This is a genomic window from Halarchaeum nitratireducens (assembly GCF_017874695.1).
Classification (GTDB): domain Archaea; phylum Halobacteriota; class Halobacteria; order Halobacteriales; family Halobacteriaceae; genus Halarchaeum; species Halarchaeum nitratireducens.
Map to the genome: position 1 here is coordinate 57,152 of NZ_JAGIKY010000011.1, position 20,051 is coordinate 77,202.

21 protein-coding genes are annotated in these 20,051 nt (G+C 70.6%); 18 read left to right on the plus strand and 3 right to left on the minus strand.

The window, feature by feature from the left end; genetic code table 11:
• Positions 1-26: 26 nt before the first annotated feature.
• On the plus strand, positions 27-206 hold the full coding sequence (locus tag J2754_RS11270) for a hypothetical protein (RefSeq protein WP_211087489.1): 180 nt from the start codon (positions 27-29) through the stop codon (positions 204-206).
• A 149-nt stretch (positions 207-355) separates the two neighbouring features.
• Here the strand turns inward: J2754_RS11270 and J2754_RS11275 are convergent, their stop codons facing one another.
• Positions 356-955 (minus strand): conditioned medium-induced protein 4, encoded by a 600-nt coding sequence (locus tag J2754_RS11275; RefSeq protein ID WP_211087490.1) that lies wholly within the window; start codon positions 953-955, stop codon positions 356-358.
• A gap of 101 nt (positions 956-1,056) precedes the next feature.
• On the opposite strand from J2754_RS11275, the gene J2754_RS11280 reads away from it, so the two are divergent.
• The 3 genes from J2754_RS11280 to J2754_RS11290 are packed head-to-tail and all read left to right on the plus strand — an operon-like array spanning position 1,057 to position 3,061.
• On the plus strand, positions 1,057-1,662 hold the full coding sequence (locus J2754_RS11280; RefSeq protein ID WP_188876317.1) for a biotin transporter BioY: 606 nt from the start codon (positions 1,057-1,059) through the stop codon (positions 1,660-1,662).
• A complete protein-coding gene (locus J2754_RS11285) occupies positions 1,659-2,360 on the plus strand; it encodes an energy-coupling factor ABC transporter ATP-binding protein (protein WP_188876316.1) in 702 nt (233 codons plus the stop codon). Before J2754_RS11280 ends, J2754_RS11285 begins: the two co-directional genes overlap by 4 nt.
• Positions 2,354-3,061 carry a CbiQ family ECF transporter T component gene (locus tag J2754_RS11290; RefSeq protein ID WP_188876315.1) on the plus strand — a complete coding sequence of 236 codons (708 nt, stop codon included), beginning with the start codon at positions 2,354-2,356 and terminating at the stop codon, positions 3,059-3,061. The genes J2754_RS11285 and J2754_RS11290 overlap by 7 nt, the downstream gene beginning before the upstream one ends.
• 16 nt (positions 3,062-3,077) lie before the next feature.
• On the opposite strand, the gene J2754_RS11295 is transcribed toward J2754_RS11290, so the two are convergent.
• Positions 3,078-3,452 (minus strand): hypothetical protein, encoded by a 375-nt coding sequence (locus J2754_RS11295; protein WP_188876314.1) that lies wholly within the window; start codon positions 3,450-3,452, stop codon positions 3,078-3,080.
• Positions 3,453-3,586: 134 nt separating this feature from the next.
• Between J2754_RS11295 and hemB the strand changes: the two genes are divergently transcribed.
• The 11 genes from hemB (at position 3,587) to J2754_RS11350 (ending at position 15,888) form a co-directional block, all read left to right on the plus strand.
• A complete protein-coding gene (hemB, locus tag J2754_RS11300; protein WP_188876313.1) occupies positions 3,587-4,621 on the plus strand; it encodes a porphobilinogen synthase in 1,035 nt (344 codons plus the stop codon).
• Positions 4,622-4,927: 306 nt separating this feature from the next.
• Positions 4,928-6,748, plus strand: coding sequence for an ammonium transporter (locus J2754_RS11305; RefSeq protein WP_188876312.1), 1,821 nt, complete (start codon positions 4,928-4,930; stop codon positions 6,746-6,748).
• 444 nt (positions 6,749-7,192) lie between these two features.
• Positions 7,193-8,854 (plus strand): ammonium transporter, encoded by a 1,662-nt coding sequence (locus tag J2754_RS11310; protein ID WP_188876311.1) that lies wholly within the window; start codon positions 7,193-7,195, stop codon positions 8,852-8,854.
• A 136-nt stretch (positions 8,855-8,990) separates the two neighbouring features.
• Positions 8,991-10,265: a glutamate-1-semialdehyde 2,1-aminomutase gene (gene hemL / locus J2754_RS11315; RefSeq protein WP_188876310.1), complete on the plus strand. Its 1,275-nt coding sequence runs from the start codon at positions 8,991-8,993 to the stop codon at positions 10,263-10,265.
• A 69-nt stretch (positions 10,266-10,334) separates the two neighbouring features.
• On the plus strand, positions 10,335-11,450 hold the full coding sequence (gene hemC, locus J2754_RS11320; RefSeq protein ID WP_211087491.1) for a hydroxymethylbilane synthase: 1,116 nt from the start codon (positions 10,335-10,337) through the stop codon (positions 11,448-11,450).
• Positions 11,447-12,205: a uroporphyrinogen-III C-methyltransferase gene (gene cobA, locus J2754_RS11325; protein ID WP_211087492.1), complete on the plus strand. Its 759-nt coding sequence runs from the start codon at positions 11,447-11,449 to the stop codon at positions 12,203-12,205. Before hemC ends, cobA begins: the two co-directional genes overlap by 4 nt.
• Positions 12,202-12,948, plus strand: a complete 747-nt coding sequence (locus J2754_RS11330) for a uroporphyrinogen-III synthase (RefSeq protein WP_211087493.1) — start codon at positions 12,202-12,204, stop codon at positions 12,946-12,948. The genes cobA and J2754_RS11330 overlap by 4 nt, the downstream gene beginning before the upstream one ends.
• 74 nt (positions 12,949-13,022) lie before the next feature.
• Positions 13,023-14,444 carry a RecJ family nuclease gene (recJ, locus tag J2754_RS11335; protein ID WP_211087494.1) on the plus strand — a complete coding sequence of 474 codons (1,422 nt, stop codon included), beginning with the start codon at positions 13,023-13,025 and terminating at the stop codon, positions 14,442-14,444.
• A gap of 134 nt (positions 14,445-14,578) precedes the next feature.
• Positions 14,579-15,097 (plus strand): GNAT family N-acetyltransferase, encoded by a 519-nt coding sequence (locus J2754_RS11340; protein ID WP_211087495.1) that lies wholly within the window; start codon positions 14,579-14,581, stop codon positions 15,095-15,097.
• A 67-nt stretch (positions 15,098-15,164) separates the two neighbouring features.
• A complete protein-coding gene (locus J2754_RS11345; RefSeq protein WP_211087496.1) occupies positions 15,165-15,509 on the plus strand; it encodes a DUF5783 family protein in 345 nt (114 codons plus the stop codon).
• A gap of 25 nt (positions 15,510-15,534) precedes the next feature.
• Positions 15,535-15,888: a NifU family protein gene (locus tag J2754_RS11350; RefSeq protein ID WP_188876303.1), complete on the plus strand. Its 354-nt coding sequence runs from the start codon at positions 15,535-15,537 to the stop codon at positions 15,886-15,888.
• A 55-nt stretch (positions 15,889-15,943) separates the two neighbouring features.
• Here J2754_RS11350 and J2754_RS11355 read toward each other — a convergent pair whose 3' ends face one another.
• Positions 15,944-16,231, minus strand: a complete 288-nt coding sequence (locus tag J2754_RS11355; protein ID WP_188876302.1) for a DUF7130 family rubredoxin-like protein — start codon at positions 16,229-16,231, stop codon at positions 15,944-15,946.
• A 177-nt stretch (positions 16,232-16,408) separates the two neighbouring features.
• On the opposite strand from J2754_RS11355, the gene J2754_RS11360 reads away from it, so the two are divergent.
• From J2754_RS11360 to J2754_RS11370, 3 genes are read left to right on the plus strand one after another with little or no spacing between them, the layout of a single operon-like run.
• Positions 16,409-17,767, plus strand: coding sequence for a diaminobutyrate--2-oxoglutarate transaminase (locus J2754_RS11360; RefSeq protein ID WP_188876301.1), 1,359 nt, complete (start codon positions 16,409-16,411; stop codon positions 17,765-17,767).
• Positions 17,764-19,242, plus strand: a complete 1,479-nt coding sequence (locus tag J2754_RS11365) for a pyridoxal phosphate-dependent decarboxylase family protein (protein WP_211087497.1) — start codon at positions 17,764-17,766, stop codon at positions 19,240-19,242. Before J2754_RS11360 ends, J2754_RS11365 begins: the two co-directional genes overlap by 4 nt.
• Before the next feature lie 46 nt (positions 19,243-19,288).
• Entirely contained in the window at positions 19,289-19,798 is a 510-nt protein-coding gene (locus J2754_RS11370; protein WP_188876299.1) for a zinc ribbon domain-containing protein, read from the plus strand.
• Positions 19,799-20,051 lie beyond the last annotated feature (253 nt).

Sequence of the window (20,051 nt, forward strand, 5' to 3'; positions counted from 1 at the left end):
ACGGGGGCCGGATCGGAAGAGCGGGCATGGTCTCCGAGCGAGTTCGGGCGCTCGTCTGCGCAGTCGTCGGTCTGGTCGTCGGGGCCGTCCTCGGTCCGCTGTTCGTTCCCGATCCGACCGGGATCGCCGCGGGCGCGCTGGCGGTGGTCGTCGCGCTCGCCGTCGGCAGCGGTCTCCGCGCGACGTGGGGACGAGACGGGGCGTAGCGCACGAGCGCACGCGGCGACCACGGCAAGGGTGGAGATCTGCAAGGTCGTGGCGGGACCGGAGGTCCCGCTGGATGTAGGCGGACGCTCCGCGTCCGCCGATCAGGTTTTCCGGGGGCGCTCTCCGATCGTCCCCGGAAAACGGCTTGCTAGAGGTTGGTGTTGGTCTCCTGGCCCTCGGTGGCTTCCTCCAGGCCGTCCTCGCGGGCGGCAGTGGTGAGGCGTTCGGCGAGGTCGCGGTCCTGGAGGACGGTCTCGAACTCGGCGCGATAGCGGTCGTTGACGGACTGGATCTCGGTCTGGACGCGGGCGACGTCGCGGTAGTCGCGGACGGTGGCCTCGTCGCTGTCGAGGCTGTCGGCGAGCTCGGCCGCGTCGGGATCGCCGGTCTCGATGGCGCGACGGAAGGCGTCGAGGTCGAGGGGCGCGTCGGCGACGTCGGGCTGCACGAGGTGGAGGTCGCGGCGGGCCTCGGTGACCGTCGCCTCGTCGACGCCGAGGGCGTCGGCGAGCGCGGCGTCGTCCTGCCCGGCGTAGAAGCCGCGGACGAGGCGAACGAGGGCGTCGAGGTCGAGGTCGGTGCGGAAGTCGAGACGCTCGCGCATGGCGGAGACGGCGTCGCGCAGGCGCTCGTCGATCTCCGCGTCGGTGGCGAGCGACCCGTGGCCCTCCTCCTGGCGCTCCGTGACGGTTTCGCCGTCGGTGACGTCGACGAAGATGTCGCGGAGCTCGCGGGTCTTCTCGTCCATATCGTCCGGGGTTACCCCTAATCGTGTATAGGCTTTCGGGTGACGGCGGCCGCGTCTCGTAAACCGCTGTTTTGATTGTGGTTGACGAAATGGTGGACGGTATGAGCACGGACACGGGATCGGTCGCCCTCGTCGGCGACGAGGTCGTGGAGAACGTGGTCCGAGCGGCGCTGTTCGCGGCGCTGACCGGCGTCTTCTCCTACGTGAGCTTCCAGTTGCCGGTCTCGCCGGTACCGTACACGCTGCAGGTGTTGGGGATCTTCCTCGCGGGAGTCTTCCTCGGGCCGCGATGGGGGGCCGCCTCGCTCGCGCTCTACGTGGTCGCGGGCGCGGTCGGCGCGCCGGTGTACGCGTACGGCGCGAGCGGGATCGGTCAACTGTTCAGCCCGTGGGGCGGGTACCTCTGGTCGTATCCGTTCGCGGCGGGACTGCTCGGCTACGTGGCACACGGGACCGACGAGCGGACGCCGACCGGTGAGATCGCGCTGTGGCGGCTCGCGGCCGGACTGACGGCGGCGACGGTCGTCATCTACGCCTTCGGGACGGTCGGGTACGCCTACTTCGGCGACCTCGCGCTCTTCGCCGATCCGGTCCGCGCGCTGGTGAGCGCGGCGCTCGTGACCGCGGTGCCGTTCGTCCCCGGGGAGATCCTGAAGGCCGTCGTCGCGGTGTTGGCCGCGCGCAGCGAGCGGCTCCGAGGCGCGTGATCGACGTCTCCGGCGTCGTCCACCGCTACGGCGAGGCGACGGCGCTCGACAGGGTGGACCTGGTGGTCGAGGACGGCGAGTTCGTCGTCCTCGCGGGCGCGAACGGCTCGGGGAAGACGACGCTCGTGCGCCACTGGAACGGCCTGCTCGAACCCGATTCGGGGACGGTTCGGGTGAACGGAACGCGGGTGAGCGCGGATCGCGTCGCGGCGCGGACGGCGGTCGGGATGGTGTTCCAGGAACCGCGCGACAGCTTCGTCGCGGCGACGGTCGGCGCGGACGTCGCCTTCGGCCCGGAGAACCTCGGGCTCCCCCGGGACGAGATCGACGACCGCGTCGGGGACGCGCTCGACGCGGTGAACTTGGCGGGACGGGAGGACGAGCGGATCGAGACGCTCTCCGGCGGGGAGCGCGAGCGGGTCGCTATCGCGGGAGCGCTGGCGATGCGCCCGGATCACCTCGTCCTCGACGAGCCGTTCACCGGGCTCGACGCGCCGGCGCGAGAGAGCGTCCTCGAACGATTGTGCGCGCTCCACGCCGCCGGGACGAGCGTCGTCGTCGTCACGCACGACCTCCGGGACGTGCTCGCGCCTGCGGACCGGCTGGTCGTCCTGAGCGGCGGGGCGGTCGTCGTGAACGACGCGCCCGACGCCGCCGTCGAGCGGTTGGCGGGAGTACCGGTCGATCGGCCGTGCTGAGCCACGCGCCCGGCGACACGCTGGGCCACCGCCTCGATCCGCGGACGAAGCTCGCGGCCCAAGCGGCGATCGCGGCGGTCGCGCTCGCGCGTTCGACGCCGGCGTGGCTGCTCGCGCTCACGCTCGTCTGTCTGGTCGCGCTTCGCGGCTGCGGGCTCTCGGTGCGTGCGGTGTACGCGGAGTACCGCGGCGTCCTGCCGTTTCTGCTCGTCGCGCCGCTCGTGGGGGCGCTCCGGTTCGGGCCGCCGTGGATAGAGCCCGCGGGGGTACGAGATCCCCTGCTCGCCGTCTATCGGACGGTGCTCCTGCTCGCGCTCGCGGCGGCGTACGTGCGGACGACGTCTCCCCGGGAATCGCGGGCGGCGATCGCGCGACTCGTTCCGGGACGCGCGGGACGGTTCCTCGGACTCGGCGTGGCGCTCGTCTTCCGCTTCCTCCCGCTCCTACGGGCCGACCTCCGGCGGCTCCGGGAGGGGTCGTGGGTCCGACTGGGCGACGAGCGCCGCGTCGACAGGCGAGTGGTGCACCTCGCGGTCGGCGCGCTCGAACGGGCGTTTCGTCGCGCGGACGCGTTGGCGCTCGCGCTCCGGGCGCGCTGTCTCTCGTGGAACCCGACGCCCCCCGCGCTCTCGTTCGCGCGCCGGGACTACGCGGTCCTGTGTCTCACGGGCGCGCTGATCGCGGCCGCCGTCGCGTGGTAGCGCACAGGGAGAGACGCTACTCGCGGAGCTCGACGGCGTGGCCGCGTTCGGCGGCGAACTCGCAGACGGCGACCGGGCCGGTCTCGACGTCGAACGACCGGTCGGCGGAGGCGGCGTCGCGGAGGTCGTCGGCGAGGTCGGCGAGCGCGTCGCCGGTGACGGTCCCGTCGTAGGCGTCGAGGCAGGCGCCGAGGTCGTCCGGCACGACGGCCTCGACGTACGGGCGCTCGCCGAGGTATTCGAGGCCGAGCTGGAACCCGGGCGTCGCGGCGGGATCGTTCCACTCCTCGTCGGGCCGGAGACGGCGCTTCTTGGCCTGCAACGTCGTGTAGTACGCGTGGAGGAGCTCCTCGCCCCACTCGTCCGTCACGGCGAGTGCGATGGCCGTCATCGCCTCGGCATGTGGGATGGTAACGCAAATAGTTGTCCACCGGGCGAAAGGACATAAATTCCATACCGCGATACGAAATCTCCCGGCGGGGCGCCTTCGGGAGCCATAAGCGGGCGGGCGCCGTGGGACGGGATATGGACATGACGCGACGACCGCGGCGGCTCCGCCGGGACGGCGTTCGCGGGCTGGTGAGCGAGACGACGCTGAACGCGAGCGATCTGATCGCGCCGGTGTTCGTCGACGCGACGACCGAGGCGCGCGTGCCGATCGAGTCGATGCCCGGGCACGAGCGCGTGCCCGTCTCGGAGGCGGTGGCGCGCGTCGAGGAGGTGTTGGCGACGGGCGTCGAGGCGGTCATCGTCTTCGGGGTCCCGGAGTCCAAGGACGAGCGCGGCTCGCGCGCGTGGGCCGAGGACGGCGTCGTCCAAGAGGCCGTCCGACGGATCACCGCCGAGACGGACGCCTACGTGATCACGGACGTCTGCCTCTGTGAGTACACCGAGCACGGCCACTGCGGGGTTCTCGCGAGCGACGCGAGGGAGAACTGGGAGGAGCGCCGATCCGACCCCGGCGTGGCGGGCGGGGCGCGCACGGGCGGGGGGCTAACGGTGAAGAACGACGAGACGCTCGACCTGCTCGCGCGGACCGCGGTCTCGCACGTCGAGGCGGGCGCGGACATGGTCGCGCCGTCGTCGATGGCGGACGGGCAGGTCGGGGCGCTTCGCGCGGCGCTCGACGAGGCGGGCCACGAGAACGTGCCCGTGATGGCGTACGCGGTCAAGTACGAATCGGCGTTCTACGGCCCGTTCAGGGACGCGGCGGACGGCGCGCCGGCGTTCGGCGACCGACGACACTACCAGATGGATCCGGCGAACGGGCGGGAAGCGATGCGGATGGCCGAGCGCGACGCCGCGGAGGGCGCGGACGTGCTGATGGTGAAACCGGCGCTCCCGTACCTCGACGTCGTCGCGGACGTCCGCCGGGAGTTCGATCATCCGGTCGCCGCGTACAACGTCTCGGGAGAGTACGCGATGCTGAAGGCGGCCGGCGAGAAGGGGTGGCTGGACGCGACCGAGAGCGCGTACGAGTCCGTGTTATCGATCAAGCGTGCAGGTGCTGACCTGATAATCACGTATTTCGCGGAAGACATCGCACGCTCGCTTCCCTGACCGGCGCGCGGGACCCGTATTCCGTCCGAAACGGGCTGTAGTGTGCGTCCGCAGACACTACGGACGACCGGTTTTGGCGGTGTTCATGCCGGTGAAGTGGCCATTATACATCCTTATACAGACATGACTCGAATAAGTATCTGTCAAATGCTCAGTCCGAGACCCTATTTATTGTTATTTTAAAGCAAAGCATTATACTTAGCCATTCCCTGCACTTCTCTCGTAGATCAGCAAGATGGTTTCACGCAAATACGCGATTCAAGTGGACGAGCGTCTAACGGATATGCGGTCTGACGGGGGGGCGAAATGGTAGACGTCGCGAACATCGCCAGCGGGGTCAACACGGTGTGGACGCTGGTGGTGTGTTTCCTGATCTTCTTCATGCAGCCGGGGTTCGCGCTGCTGGAGGCGGGTCAGGTCCGCGCGAAGAACGCTGGGAACGTCGTGATGAAGAACATGATGGACTGGTCGCTCGGCGTGCTCGTGTTCTTCCTCGTGGGGAACGGCGTCTACGCGCTCGCCGGGATGCTCACGTCCGGGCAGGCCGTGAGCGTCGCTAACGCGTTCGCGTACATCAACTCACCGACGAGCTGGATCGGGTGGCTCTTCGGTGCGGTGTTCGCCATGACGGCGGCGACCATCGTCTCCGGGGCGGTGGCGGAGCGCATCAAGTTCTCCGCGTACGTGTTCCTCGCCATCTGCCTGACCGCGGTCATCTACCCGGTCATCGGCGGCTTCGCGTGGAGCGGCGGCCTGCTCGCCGGCTCGGGCTTCCTCGGCCAGATCATCGGCGCGGGCTACGAGGACTTCGCGGGCGCGACGGTCGTCCACATGCTCGGCGGCGTCGCGGGCCTCGTCGCGGCGTACATGGTCGGGCCGCGTCGCGGGCGCTTCGACAGCGAGGGGAACCCGCGGCCGATCCCGGGTCACTCGGTCGTCTTCGCGGTCATCGGGACGCTCATCCTCGCGTTCGGCTGGTACGGCTTCAACGTCGGGACGCAGGCGAGCGTGCTCAGCGCGAACGTCGACGCGCAGACGCTCTCCTTCAACGGCGCGGCGCTCGGTCGCGTCGCCCTGAACACGACGCTGGCGATGGGGATCGGCGCGGTCGGTTCGACCATCGTCACGACGATGCAGGAGGGCAAGCCCGACCCGCTCTTCGCGGCGAACGGCCTGCTCGCCGGCCTCGTCGCCATCACGGGCGCCTGCGCACACGTCACCTGGTGGGGCGCGCTGATCATCGGTCTCGTCGGGGGCGTTCAGACCCCGATCGTCTACCGTTGGGTCGTCGAGAACCTCAAGATCGACGACGTCTGCGGCGTCTTCGCGGTACACGGGAGCGCGGGCGCGATCGGGACGATCCTGATCCCCGTCTTCGCCGCGGGCGGCTACGCGGACTTCGTCCCGCAGCTCGCGATGCAGATCGCGGGCGTGATCGTCATCGCGGTGTGGACGATCGTCACGACCGCCATCGCGCTGAAGATCGCGGACGGCATCTGGGGCCTCCGCGTCGACGAGAGCGAGGAGGAGATCGGGCTCGACCGCGGCGAGCACGGCATCGAGGCGTACCCCGAGTTCGTCGACGAGGGGGTCGTCACGGACGGCGGCGAACGCAATCAGGTCCGCACGGACGGCGGCGCGGACGACGAGATTCGGACTGACGGCGGCGTAAACATGGACACGCAGGACACGCACGAGATCCGCACCGACGGTGGCGTAGACGTCGACGACCGCGAACTCCGCGCGGACGGGGGCGAGGACGTCGACGCCGAAGACGACGACGGTGAGATCAAACTCGTGATGGCGGTCATCCGCCCCGACCGGCTGGGCGAGGTGAAGAAGTCGCTCGCGGAGGTCGGTGCGCCGTCGCTCACCGTCACGAACGTCTCGGGGCGCGGGAGCCAACCCTCGACGACCGAGCAGTGGCGCGGCGAGGAGTACGTCGTCGACCTCCACCAGAAGGTGAAGTTGGAGTGCGTCGTCGCGGACATCCCCGCGGAGGACGTCGCGGACGCGATCCGCGAGGGTGCGAAGACCGGCGAGCCCGGCGACGGGAAGGTCTTCATCATCGACGTCGAGGACGCCCTCCAGATCCGCACCGGCAAGACCGGCCCGGAGGCGGTCTGAGCGTGACCCCCGGCGCCGACGCGGTGGCACGGGACGCCCGCGTGGGGCCCGACCGCCCCGGCGTCGGGAAAGGTCGCGGTCAGTCGCGCGCGCGGCGACCGGACCCGGGGGTGATCGTCGTACCCTGAGCCGCCTCGCTGTGGTTCCGGTCGACGACCACGTTCGTCGTACTCAGTCACCCGTCGACCGGCGGCGCCACCCGCCGCCGCGTGGATTCACCGCCTCGAGGCCGGTGTACGGACGCTCGCGTTTTTCGCAACAATTGCCGCGCCACCGGGCTCATTTACCCTTATACGGAGTTATATTGTCCCAACATTGGATGCGTGTTCAGTAGAAGTTCGTATACACGAGAATTTTTAAGCGAGGGCTTTTATCGGTGGACGGCTTGCGATCTCCCGTGACTGAGCACGACACGATCACCGACGGTATCACGGAGGGGACGCCGTGAGCGACCTCTCGACGATCGCGACCGGCGTCAATCTCGTCTGGCTGTTGCTGGTGACGTTCCTCGTCTTCTTCATGAAGGCGGGATTCGCCATGCTAGAGGCGGGACAGGTGCGGGCGAAGAACGTCGCGAATCAGCTCACCCAGACGATCATCACGATGGTCGTCGGGTTCATCGTCTTCTTCGGCGTCGGGGCCGCGGTGGCGACCGTCGTCGGCGAGGTGACCGGGGGCGGCGTGCTCGACGTGGGTGCGGCGTTCATGAGCGTGTACACGCCCGCCGATCAGACGGGCGCGTGGACAAGCTGGCTCTTCGGCGGCGTCTTCGCCATCGCCGCGGCGAACATCGTCTCCGGGGCGCTCGCCGGCCGGACGCGGCCGCGGATGTACGTCGTCTACACGGCGGTCATCGCGGGCGTCATCTACCCGGTCGCGGACGGGCTCGTCTGGTCGGGCGGGTGGCTCGCGACCCTCGGCTTCCACGACTTCGCGGGCGGAGCCGTCGTTCACACGCTCGGCGGCGTCGGTGGTCTCGTCGGGGCGTATCTCATCGGGCCGCGGCGGGGGCGCTTCGACGCCGACGGCTCGACGAACGTGATGCCCGGCCACTCCATCACGCTCGCCGTCCTCGGGACGCTCATCCTCTGCTTCGGGTGGTACGGCTTCAACGTCGGGACCGCCGCGTCGGTCCTGGCCGTGGAGAACGGGCAGCTCGTCCTCGATAGCTTCTCGTACGTCGGTCGGGTCGCCCTCGACACGACGCTCGGGATGGTGTTCGGCGGCGTCGGCGCCGGCGCGGTCGCGTGGTACAAGACGCGGAAGCTCGACACGCTCTTCCTCGCCAACGGCCTGCTCGCCGGGCTCGTCTGCGTCACGCCCGTTGCGGACGTCGCATCGTGGCCGGGCGCGGTCGCCCTCGGTCTGATCGGCGGCGCGCAGCTCCCGGTCGTCTTCGACGCCGTGGAACACCACCTGCGCGTCGACGACGTCTGCGCGGTCTTCCCGGTCCACGGCACCGCGGGGATCATCGGGACGCTCGCGTTCCCGTTCGTCGCCGCCTCCTTCACGGGATCGCGCCTCGCCGCGTTCGGCGTGCAGGCGCTCGGGGTCGGCGTCGTGATCGCGCTGAGCGCGGGCGTCACCGCGGTCGTCTTCCTCGCCGCGCGCGCCGCGAACTGGGCGCGCGTCGACTCCGGTTCGGAGAACACGGGCCTCGACGTCACGATGCACGGCGTCGAGACGTACCCCGAGTTCGGCGAGCACGAGAGCGTCAGCGTCCCGGACGGCGGCGTCGTCACCGACGGCGGCCGACCGGCGAGCGACATCGAACTCGTGATGGCCTACATCCGGCCCGACAAGCTCAGCGAGGTGAAGACGGAACTCGCCGGGATCGGCGCGCCGTCGCTCACCGTTACGGACGTCTCGGGGCGCGGGAGCCAGCCCGCGACGACGGGGCAGTGGCGCGGCGAAGAGTACGTCGTCGACCTCCACCAGAAGGTGAAGGTGGAGTGCGTCGTCGCGGACGCGCCGACCGACGACGTCGTCGACGCGATCTGCCGCGGGGCGAAGACGGGGAACAAGGGCGACGGCAAGGTGTTCGTCCTCCCGGTCAGCGCCGCCACGCAGATCCGGACCGGGAAGACCGGCCCGGAAGCGGTCTGAGCGGGTCGAACCCCCTCACGCGCGCGGTAGCCGATCGTCGGCCCGGACGACGCGGCGACGGCCGATCGGCGTCTCGATCGGCCGGTGGGTCGCGCGCTCAGAAAGGACTTTCCCGCTGGCAGCGCTGTCCTCGCGTATGAACCGCGAGACCTCGCGCGACCTCTACGACCGGGCGCTGGGCGTGCTGCCGGGCGGCGTGAACTCCTCGGTCCGCGCGGCGCCACAGCCGTATCCGACGTTCGTGCGGAAGGGCGACGCGGGCCGCATCGTGGACGCGGACGGCGAGAAGTACGTGGATTGGGTGATGGGGCTCGGACCCCTCCTCCTCGGTCACGACGTCCCCGACGCCGTGCAGGCGGCGATCCAACGGCGCGCGAGCGAGGGGCCGATGTACGGGATGCCGACCGAGGTCGAAGTCGAGCACGCGGAGTTCATCGCGCGCCACGTGCCGAGCGTCGAGATGGTGCGCTTCGTGAACTCCGGGACCGAGGCCACTGTCTCGGCCGTCCGCCTCGCGCGCGGTCACACCGGGCGCGACAAGGTGGTGGTGATGCAGGGCGGCTATCACGGCGCTCAGGAGTCGACGCTGGTCGAGGGCGACGGCGACGAGACGGCGCCGTCCTCGCCCGGGATCCCGGCGTCGTTCGCCGAGCACACCCTGACGGTACCGTTCAACGACGAGGCGGCCGTCACCGAGGTCTTCGAGGCGCACGGCGACGACATCGCGGCGGTGCTTGTCGAACCGATCCTCGCCAACAAGGGGATCGTCGAGCCCCGCGGGGACTACCACGAGACGCTGCGCGATCTGACCGAGGACCACGGGGCCCTCCTCATCTTCGACGAGGTCATCACGGGCTTCAGGGTCGGCGGGCTCTCCTGCGCGCAGGGGAAGTACGGGATCACGCCCGACCTCACGACGTTCGGGAAGGTCATCGGCGGCGGCTTCCCGATCGGCGCGATCGGCGGGAAGACCGAGATCATGGAGGAGTTCACGCCCGCGGGGAACGTCTTCCAAGCGGGGACGTTCTCCGGCCATCCGGTGACGATGGCGGCGGGACTAGAGACGCTGACGTACGCCGCGGAGAACGACGTCTACGAGCACGTGAACGACCTCGGAGAGCGACTGCGCGACGGACTGCGCGACGTCGTCGCGGAGCACGCCCCGGAGTACAGCGTCGTCGGGACGGACTCGATGTTCAAGGTCGTCTTCACGCGCGACGGCGAGGCGCCGCGGAACGGCGCGGCCGTCGGGCGCGCGAACGTCCAGCGCTGGAACCGCGTCTTCCGCCCGCAGATGCTCGAAGCAGGGGTCATGCTCTCGCAGAACCAGTTCGAATCGCAGTTCGTCTCGGACGCCCACACGGCGACGGACGTCGAGAAGACGATCGAGGCCTACCGGGACGCGCTGTGAGCGACCGTCGGGTCGCGTACTGATCGGCGGTCCGAAGGGGGTTTCAGGACGCGTATCGGAAGAGAGAGTATGCGAGAGGAGTCCATTCGGCTGGCGACGCGGGGGTCGTCGCTGGCGCTACGCCAGGCGGGCGAGATCGAGGCCGCCTTAGAGGAGCGACGCCACGACGTCGACCTCGTCGAGGTCGAGACCGAGGGCGATCGGATCACGGACGAGCGCATCGCGGACCTCGGGCGGACGGGCGCGTTCGTCCGCGCGCTCGACGAGCGCGTGCTCGAGGGCGACGTGGACGCCGCGGTCCACTCGATGAAGGACGTGCCGACGGAGATGCCCGAGGACCTCGTCGTCGCGGCGGTCCCGCGACGGGCGAGCGCCGGCGACGCCCTCGTGACGCCCGACGGCACCGCGTTCGACGACCTGCCGGAGGGCGCGGTCGTCGGGACGTCGAGCATGCGGCGGGGTGCGCAAATCCGCGCGCACCGACCGGACTTGGAGGTGGCTGGCCTCCGCGGGAACGTCGACACGCGCGTCGAGAAGCTGCTGGCGACGCACCTGCAGGCCGAGCACGAGGCGCGCCAGGAGGCCGAGGAGACGTACCAAGCGGAGCGCGAGCGCGCGGAGACGGCGGAGGGAGAAGATCCCGAGGAGGGCGAGCGGGAGTACGAGGAGACGGTCGAGTCGTGGTTCGACTCGCTCACGGAACTGGAGAAGCGGGCGCTCGGGCGCGAGGTCGACACCGAGTACGACGCGATCGTGCTCGCGCGCGCCGGGCTCGAACGCTCGGGGTTGGCGCACGGCGTGAATCTCGTCGACCTCCCGACGGGCGAGTTCGTCCCCGCGCCGGGGCAGGGCGCGCTCGCGGTGACGGCGCGCGAGGGGACGGAGGTCGCGGAGGCGATCCAGTCGGCCCTCGATCACCCGCGCTCGCGCGTCGAGACGACGGTCGAGCGCATCGTCCTCGAAGCGCTCGGAGGCGGCTGTATCGCGCCGATCGGCGTCCACGCGTTCCTGCAGGGCGAGGTCGTGCGCACGGACGTGCAGGTCTACTCGGCGGACGGGACGAGCGCGGTGACGGAGACGCGCGAGCTCGACCTCGACGACTACGCGCGCGAGGCGCGCGAGCTCGCCGCCGACCTCGCGGACGCGGGCGGGGCGACCCTCATCGCGGAGGCGACGGGGGAATGACGACCGCCGAGGCCGGTACCGTCTACCTCGTCGGGAGCGGGCCGGGCGATCCCGGACTCCTGACCGTGAAGGCTCGCGACCTCCTGGAGAGCGCGGACGTCGTCCTCCACGACAGGCTCCCCGGGCCGGAGATCCTCGATCTCATCCCGGACGGCAACGCGGAGGACGTCGGCAAGCGCGCGCACAGCGACAAGCGTACCTCGCAGGCGGAGATCAACGAACGGCTCGTCGCGTACGCGACCGACGGGAAGAGCGTCGTCCGCCTGAAGGGCGGCGACCCGTTCGTCTTCGGGCGCGGCGGCGAGGAGGCCGAGTACCTCGCGGACCACGGCGTTCCGTTCGAGGTCGTGCCGGGCGTCACGTCGCCGGTGGCCGCGCCGGGCGTCGCCGGCATCCCGGTGACTCACCGCGATCACGCCTCGTCGGTGACGTTCGTCACGGGCCACGAGGACCCGACGAAGCCCGAGTCGAGCGTCGACTGGGCGGCGCTCGCCGCGGCGGGCGGGACCATCGTCGTCCTGATGGGCGTCACGCGACTCCCCGACTACACCGCGGCGCTCCGGGACGCCGGGATGGACCCCGAGACCCCCGTCGCGCTCGTCGAGCGCGGGACGCGCCCGAATCAGCGGGTGGCGACCGGGACCCTCGACACCATCGTCGCGGCACGCGACGAGGTTGGCATCGAGCCGCCAGCGGTGACGGTGATCGGCGGCGTCGCCGGCGTCCGCGAGGAACTGGAGGCGTTCCTGCGATGACCCGAGAGGTTCGCGCGGCGGTGTTCCGGCCGGACGACGGTCGCCTCGAGGCCGCCGTCGAGTTGCTCGAATCGCTCGGCGCGACGCCGGTGCCCGACGCGATGCTCGCCGTCGAGCCGACGCGAGCGAGCGCGCGCGAGGACGCCGACTACGCGATCTTCACGAGCAAGACCGGCGTCGAGCTCGTCTCGGAGACCGACTGGGAGCCCAGGGAGGCGACCGTCTGCGCCATCGGTGAGCGCACGGCCGGGACGCTGCGCGATGCGGGCTACACCGTCGATCGCGTCCCGGCGGAGTTCTCCAGCGCCGGCCTCGTCGACGCGCTTGCGGACGAGGTGGACGGCGCGCGCGTCGAGGTGGCGCGCTCGGATCACGGCTCGGCGGTGCTCACGGACGGCCTCGAAGACGCGGGCGCGTACGTCCACGAGACGGTCCTCTACCGGCTCGTCCGGCCGCCCGAGGCCGGCGTGTCGTCGGAGCGCGCGGCCGACGGGGAGCTGGAGGCGGCGCTGTTCACCTCTTCGCTCACCGTCGAGCACTTCCTGGAGGCCGCGGCGGCGCGCGGCGTCCGCGACGACGCGCTCGCGGGGCTGAACGACGGCGTCGTGGGCTGTATCGGCGAACCGACGGCGCGAACGGCGGAGCGCCACGGGATCGACGTGGACGTCGTCCCCGAGGAGGCGTCGTTCGACGCGCTCGCGGCCGCAGTCGTCGAGGAAGCCGCACCGAGCCGTCACGAGTAGACGCACGGTAGTACGGCGCGCACGGCGGACGCGGATACGGGCGTTTATCGGACGTGACGGCGTATCGGGACGCCATGGACGCGCCCGTTCCCGAACTCGCGACGCGGGCCGCGCGGTGCGCCGAGCGGCTCCGCGCGGCGGACGACCTCCTGCTCGCGTCGCACATCGACGCCGACGGCCTGACGAGCGCCGGCATCGCCAGCACGGCGCTCGAACGCGCCGGCATCGCCCACGACGTCGTCTTCGAGAAGCAACTCGACCGCGAGGCCGTCGAGCGCTACGCGGCGGCCGACTACGACGCCGTCTTCTTCACCGACTTCGGGAGCGGCCAGCTCGACGTCATCACCGACTACGAGGCGTTCACGCCGGTGATCGCGGACCACCACCAGCCGGCGGACGCCGAGATCGAGTTCCACCTGAATCCCCTGCTCGAAGGACTCGACGGCGGGAGCGAACTCTCCGGGGCGGGCGCGAGCTACTGCGTCGCGCGTGCGCTCGAAGGGAACGACGGGGACAACCGCGACCTGGCGGCGCTGGCGGTCGTCGGCGCGGTCGGCGACATGCAGGTCGTGGAGGGCGAGCTGATCGGGGCGAACGCGGGGATCGTCGCGGAGGGCGTCGAGGCGGGCGTGCTCGACGCCTCGAAGGACCTCGCGGTGTTCGGGACGCAGACGCGCCCGCTGCCGAAACTGCTCGCGTACGCGAGCGACGTGCCGATACCGGGGATCACTGGCGATCGGAACGGCGCGCTCCGGTTCCTCGACGGCCTCGACGCCGAACTGCGCGAGGACGGGGAGTGGAAGGCGTGGGCCGATCTCGACACGGCGGCGCGCCGGACGGTCGTGAGCGCGCTCGTCCAGCGGGCGATGCGGACGGGCGTGGGGGCCGACGAGATCGAGGCGCTGATCGGGACGACGTACACGCTGTGCGGGGAGGAGCGGGGGAGCGAGCTTCGGGACGCGAGCGAGTTCTCCACGCTCCTGAACGCGACGGCGCGCTACGACCGGGCGGCCGTGGGGCTCGCGGTCTGCCGGGGCGAGCGCGGCGCGCCCCTCGATGCGGCGCGCGACCTCCTGCGGGAACACCGTCAGACGCTGGCGACGGGCGTCGACGTGGTTCGAGAGGTCGGCGTCGAGCGCGAGTCGCACGTGCAGTGGTTCCACGCCGGGGATCGCCTGCCCGAGACGGTCGTCGGGATCGTCGCCGGGATGGCGATGGGGGAGGACGGCGTGGAGGCGGGCGTCCCGATCATCGCGTTCGCCGAGAAGGACGACGGCGGGGACGACGAGCCGGGCGTGAAGGTATCGATGCGGGGGACGCCCAGACTCGTCGAGCGCGGCCTCGACCTCTCGACGGTCGCGGCGGAGGCCGCGGCGGCGGTCGGCGGCGACGGCGGCGGCCACGAGGTCGCGGCGGGCGCGACGGTGCCGGCGGGCCGGGAGACGGACTTCGTCGCGGCCGCCGACGCGGCGGTCGGTGAGCAGCTCAGTTCATAACGAACGACCGTTATAGTTTTGTGGGCGGGAGTCGTACGGCGTCGTATGACCGCACCCGTAGCACACGCGCGCCGGTACACCCAGACGATCGACCCGCGAGCCGAGAGCCCACCGCTTCCCACGACACCACCCAGATGACTCAGAGTGCGACGCGGACGACGACGACGGACGAACTGCTCTGTGACCCCCCGTTCAGTTTTCGCGCGGCCGACGGTGCGCGCGTCGAGATCGGGGCCGCGACGGCGGGCGACGCCGACGCGCTGGCCGCGATGTACGACGCGTTCCCGCTCACCGATCGGACGCAAGGTCTCCCCCCGACGGACGCCGACGAGCGCCGCGAGTGGCTCGGAACGCTGCTGGACGCGCACGGCGTCATCGCCCGCCGCGGCGGCGAGGTCGTCGGACACGCGGCGCTGATCGAGGCGGGCGACGCGCACGAGCTCGCCGTCTTCGTCGCCCCGGACGCGCGCGGAAACGGCGTCGGGACCGGTCTCCTCCGCGGGCTCCTCGGCGCCCACCGGACGCGTGGCGGTGGGCGCGTCTGGCTCGCCGTCGAGTCGTCGAATCGCTGTGCGCGCGCGCTCTACCGGCGGTTCGACTTCGAGGTCGAACGCCGCGGGCGCGTCGAGCTGACGATGGCCCGGACGATTTGATATCGCGGTATAGGATGTATAGACGCGGACCGCCCGGCTTTTGGCGCTCCGCGGCGGAACGTCTCGTATGGCCGACTTCACGCCCGACGAGTTCGAGGAGGGGAAGTACACGGAGTATTTCGCCCAGCTCCAGACCGCGTACAAGCGCGCGTTCAACGACCTCAACGAGCGATACGACAGCACGCTCGTCCACTCGCTCGACCAGCAGGTGCTCAACGAGAGCGAGCCCCACTACGAGGGCGACGGCGAGTTCAGCGTCGAACTCCCCGCGAATCCGATAGAGCGACTCGACGGCGTCGTCGAGCCCGAAAAGGCGGAGGCGGTCCTCGAACGCTACGTCGAGGGGATCGAACATCAGCTCCGGGTCGCCTTCGATTTCGAAGGCGAGGACGGCGGGCAACCAAAAGCCTAAGGCCGCGAATCACCTACTTCCGGGTATGAGCACCGAGAGTCAGTCCGGGGACGACCTCGAGGAGCGCGTCACGAGCTTCCTCCGGCGGAACTTCCCACAGATCCAGATGCACGGCGGGAGCGCCTCGATTACGAACATCGACCGCGAGAGCGGCGAGGTCGACATCCAGCTGAGCGGTGCCTGTTCGGGATGCGGTATCTCCCCGATGACGATCCAGGCGATCAAGGCTCGGATGACGAAGGAGATTCCCGAGATCGAGACGGTCAACGCCGACACCGGAATGGAGGGCGGCCACTCGGGCGGCATGTCTCCGTCGTTCCCCGGCGAGACGTCGGACGACGACTCCGAGACCGACGAAGGTCCGCAGGCCCCGTTCTAAACGACCGTTCTTCCGTTTTTTCTCGACGCGCGTAGCGACGGCGTCGCCGGACTCCTCAGTCCTCCGTCCAGTAGTAGAGGTGTTCTCGCGGCGCGTTACAGTCCGGACACTCGTCGGGGATGTCCTCGACCTCGCCGACCGCACCGCAGTCCGAACACCGCCAGAGGAGTTCGGCCTCGCCGAGGTCGTGGGGGGTGTGCTCGTGCTCGACGGAGAGCGCGGCGACGCCCTCGCGGGTCGTGACGAAGAAGCCGTCGTCGTTGAACCCGCGGACCGTCCCGATCTCGCGGCCGTCCGCGTCGTACACTGCGGTCCCGATCTTCACCGGTGAATCGTCGCTCATACACGGGGGTTCGGCCGGTCGTTCCTTAAAGCCAATCGCCGGACGGGTGTGGAACGACCGCACACCACAGTAGGCGAGGGGTTCGCCGGTCGATACCTTACTACCCGGAAGGGAAGTAGAGAGGGACGTGACTGGGACACCGCGACAGACGAGCGAGCGTGATCACGAGGGCGAGCGATGACGTACGAGGAGGCCGGAAACGCCGGACTGCTCGACCAGCAGGCGGCGCGCGAGTCCAGCGCCCGCACCTACCCCCGACACCTCCCGTTCGCCATCCGCGAGGCGAGCGGCGTCGAGCTGACGGACATGGACGGGAACACGTACTACGACTGTCTCGCGGGCGCGGGCACGCTCGCGCTCGGGCACAATCACCCCGCGGTCACCGACGCGATGGAGGCGGCGCTCGACGACGACCGGCCGATCCACACGCTCGACATCACGACGCCCGCCAAGGAGCGCTTCGTGGACTCGCTCATGGCGAGCCTCCCCGATGACGTCTCGGAGAACGCGAAAGTGCAGTTCTGCAGTCCCGCCGGGACGGACGCCATCGAGGCCGCGCTGAAGCTCGTCAAGACCGCGACGGGGAACGACGACGTGCTCGCGTTCCGCGGCGCGTACCACGGGATGACGAACGGCGCGCTCTCGATGATGGGCGACACGCACGCGAAGAAGGAGCTCTCGGGGCTGATGGCCGGCGTCCACCACCTCCCCTACCCCTACCGGTACCGAAGCCCGTTCGGCGAGGCGGGTGACGAAGACGGCGCGACGGCCGCGCGCTACGTCGAGCGGTTCCTCGACGACCCGGGCCGAGGCGTTCGCGACCCCGCGGGGCTCTTCGTCGAACTCGTCCAAGGCGAGGGCGGCGCGGTGCCCGCCCCCGACGAGTGGACGCGCGAGATACGTCGGATCACCCGCGAGCGCGACATCCCGATGGTCGTCGACGAGATCCAGTCGGGTCTCGGGCGAACGGGGGAGACGTACGCCTTCGAGCACGCGGGTATCACGCCCGACGTCGTCACGCTCTCCAAGGCCGTCGGCGGCGGCCTCCCGCTCGCCGTCGTCGTCTACGACGAATCGCTGGACGGCTGGGAGCCCGGCGCGCACGCCGGAACGTTCAGGGGCAATCAGCTGGCGATGGCGGCCGGCGAAGCCACCATCGACTACGTGCTCGAACACGACCTCGACGACCACGCCGAGCGGATGGGGGCGCGCCTCCGCGAGGCGCTCGACGCTCTCGAAGCGCGCTACGACGCGGTCGGCGACGTCCGCGGGCGCGGACTCATGCTCGGCGTGGAATTCGTGGACGCCGACGCCGAGCCGGACGACGCGGGCGCGCGGCCCGCCGACGAGGACCTCGCGGACCGCGTGCGCACCGAGTGTTTCGAGCGCGGCCTCGTCATCGAACTCGGCGGCCGCGGCGGGTCGACGGCGCGCTTCCTCCCGCCCCTGATCGTCGACGCGGACGACGTCGACGAGATCGCCGCGATCTTCACGGAGGCCGTCGCGGCCGCCGTGAACGCGGAGGTGGCGCCATGAGCGACCTCGAAGAGCGCTTCCTCGGCACCGACGCGGGCGCCGAAGCCTACCGCGATGCGGCCGAGCGAGCGCGCGAGGCGGCGATCGACGCGACCGATACCGACGACCCCTTCTCGGGCGCCGAGCCGGACGCGATCCGCGCGTCGCTCCCCGAGGACGTCCTCCCCGAGTCGGGGATCGGCCTCGACGCGGCCATCGACGAGGCGGCGGCCGACATCCTCGCGGAGACGGTGAACGTCTCTCACCCGCGGACGGCCGCGCACCTCCACTGCCCGCCGACGGTGTCCGGCCTCGCGGCGGAGACGATGCTCTCGGCGACGAACCAGTCGCTCGACTCCTACGATCAGAGCGGCGCGGCGACCGTCGTCGAGGAGCGCCTCGTCGAGACTCTCGGCGACCTCTTCGGCCTCGGTGACGGGTCGGACGGCGTCGTCACGAGCGGCGGCACGCAGTCGAACTTCCAGGCGCTCTTGCTCGCGCGGGATCGCTACTGCGAGGAGCGCTTGGATCACGACGCGCAGGCCGCGGGCCTCCCACCCCAGGCCGACGACCTCCGGATCGTCTGCTCGGCGGAGGCCCACTTCACCGCGGAGCAATCCGCCCACCACCTCGGCCTCGGCCACGATGCCGTCGTCACGGTCGAGACGGACGCCGACCACCGGATGGACGTCGACGAACTCGACGCGACGCTCGACCGTCTCGACGAGGCGGGCAACGAGGTCGTCGCCGTCGTCGGGACCGCCGGCACGACGGACTTCGGTGCGATCGATCCGCTCGATCGGCTCGCCGACCGCGCGCGTACGCGCGACGCGTGGTTCCACGTCGACGCCGCGTTTGGCGGTGCGCTCGCGCTCACCGACGACGCCGACCGCCTCGCCGGCATCGAGCGTGCGGACTCAGTCTCCGTCGACTTCCACAAGCTCTTCTTCCAACCGATCAGCTGCGGCGCGCTCCTCCTCGACGAGCGCGAGGCCTTCGGGTACGCCGCGCGCAACGACGACTATCTCAACCCCGCGGACTCCGCGCTCCCGAACCTCGTCTCGAAGTCCACCCAGACGACGCGGCGCTTCGACGCGCTCAAGCCGTACCTCACGTTCCGCGCGCTCGGCCGCGAGGGGATCGCCGAGGCCGTCGAAACGGTGTGCACGACCGCGAACCGCGCGGCGACGCTCCTCGATTCGTCCCCCGACTTCGCGCTGCTCGCCGAGCCGTCGCTCAACACCGTCCTCTTCCGGTACGAACCGCGGGAGATGGCGGACGACGACCTCGACGCACTGAACACGGCCGCCCGCGAGGCGCTCTTCCGCGACGGGCGGGCCGTCGTCGCGCGTACCGAGGTCGACGGCGTCGAGGCGCTGAAGCTGACGCTGATGAACCCGCTCACGACGCTGGACGACATCGCCGACACGCTCGACGCGCTCCGCGACGTCGCCGAGAGCGTCGACGTCGGGTCGCTGACGGCCCGGGACGCATAGGTCGGCGGCCGGCTTTAAGCCGCGCCGCGACGACATCCTGACACCGATGCCCTCCAACGAACGCGATGGAAACGGCGGCCCCGACGAGCGCGACGAAGCACCCCGCTCGACGGTGTACTGTCGGGGGTGCGGCGCGGAGATCAGCGAGGACGCCGACATCTGTCCGGAGTGCGGCGTCCGCCAACCGACGGGCGGCAGGAGCGCGGGCGACGCCGAGTTCTTCGAGCAGTACTCCACGCTGACGTGGCTCGGGAGCGCGCTCGTCACCGCGCTGACGTTCCCCGTCGGCCTCCTCGTGCCCGCGTACTTCGCCTACCGGGCGAAGCAGGGGACCGGCGTCGAGCAGGGCCGCTGGGAGGTGTGGGCCGTCCTCCTCGGGAACGTCATCGGAATCGCCGCGGTCGAGCTCGCCGGCGAGACCGGCGCGAAAGTCGTCGTGATCCTCGAACTCCTCCTCGGGATCTTCGTGATCCTCGCCGGGATCATTGGCGCCTTCGTCCTGTCCGGCGCGTACGCGCAGGTCGGCGGCGCGCCGCTGCTCGCGCTCGGCGTCTAAAGACCCGAGGTAGGCAGATCGGAGGCGTCGCGAGGAAGGGGAACGAAGCAAAGCAGTGCGGTGCGGTACGGTATAGTGCGGCGCAGTACGGCGTGGAGCGGGTACGACGCGGCGCGGAACGATACGGTTCGCCACAGCGCGGTGCGGCGCAGAACGATACGGTGCGCCACGGCGCGGTGCGGAACCGCACCGCACCCACCGCGCGCCGGCGGCGCGCGGGAGTTTTGAGTGGAGGTTTTTGCCGCGAGGGGTC

Bases quoted from the DNA above. Each gene is read 5' to 3' on its own strand.
- J2754_RS11270 (WP_211087489.1), top strand. From the start codon at position 27: ATGGTCTCCGAGCGAGTTCGGGCGCTCGTCTGCGCAGTCGTCGGTCTG.
- J2754_RS11275 (WP_211087490.1), bottom strand. From the start codon at position 955: ATGGACGAGAAGACCCGCGAGCTCCGCGACATCTTCGTCGACGTCACC.
- J2754_RS11280 (WP_188876317.1), top strand. From the start codon at position 1,057: ATGAGCACGGACACGGGATCGGTCGCCCTCGTCGGCGACGAGGTCGTG.
- J2754_RS11295 (WP_188876314.1), bottom strand. From the start codon at position 3,452: ATGACGGCCATCGCACTCGCCGTGACGGACGAGTGGGGCGAGGAGCTC.
- hemB (WP_188876313.1), top strand. From the start codon at position 3,587: ATGGACATGACGCGACGACCGCGGCGGCTCCGCCGGGACGGCGTTCGC.
- J2754_RS11305 (WP_188876312.1), top strand. From the start codon at position 4,928: ATGGTAGACGTCGCGAACATCGCCAGCGGGGTCAACACGGTGTGGACG.
- hemL (WP_188876310.1), top strand. From the start codon at position 8,991: ATGAACCGCGAGACCTCGCGCGACCTCTACGACCGGGCGCTGGGCGTG.
- hemC (WP_211087491.1), top strand. From the start codon at position 10,335: ATGCGAGAGGAGTCCATTCGGCTGGCGACGCGGGGGTCGTCGCTGGCG.
- cobA (WP_211087492.1), top strand. From the start codon at position 11,447: ATGACGACCGCCGAGGCCGGTACCGTCTACCTCGTCGGGAGCGGGCCG.
- J2754_RS11330 (WP_211087493.1), top strand. From the start codon at position 12,202: ATGACCCGAGAGGTTCGCGCGGCGGTGTTCCGGCCGGACGACGGTCGC.
- recJ (WP_211087494.1), top strand. From the start codon at position 13,023: ATGGACGCGCCCGTTCCCGAACTCGCGACGCGGGCCGCGCGGTGCGCC.
- J2754_RS11340 (WP_211087495.1), top strand. From the start codon at position 14,579: ATGACTCAGAGTGCGACGCGGACGACGACGACGGACGAACTGCTCTGT.
- J2754_RS11345 (WP_211087496.1), top strand. From the start codon at position 15,165: ATGGCCGACTTCACGCCCGACGAGTTCGAGGAGGGGAAGTACACGGAG.
- J2754_RS11350 (WP_188876303.1), top strand. From the start codon at position 15,535: ATGAGCACCGAGAGTCAGTCCGGGGACGACCTCGAGGAGCGCGTCACG.
- J2754_RS11355 (WP_188876302.1), bottom strand. From the start codon at position 16,231: ATGAGCGACGATTCACCGGTGAAGATCGGGACCGCAGTGTACGACGCG.
- J2754_RS11360 (WP_188876301.1), top strand. From the start codon at position 16,409: ATGACGTACGAGGAGGCCGGAAACGCCGGACTGCTCGACCAGCAGGCG.
- J2754_RS11365 (WP_211087497.1), top strand. From the start codon at position 17,764: ATGAGCGACCTCGAAGAGCGCTTCCTCGGCACCGACGCGGGCGCCGAA.
- J2754_RS11370 (WP_188876299.1), top strand. From the start codon at position 19,289: ATGCCCTCCAACGAACGCGATGGAAACGGCGGCCCCGACGAGCGCGAC.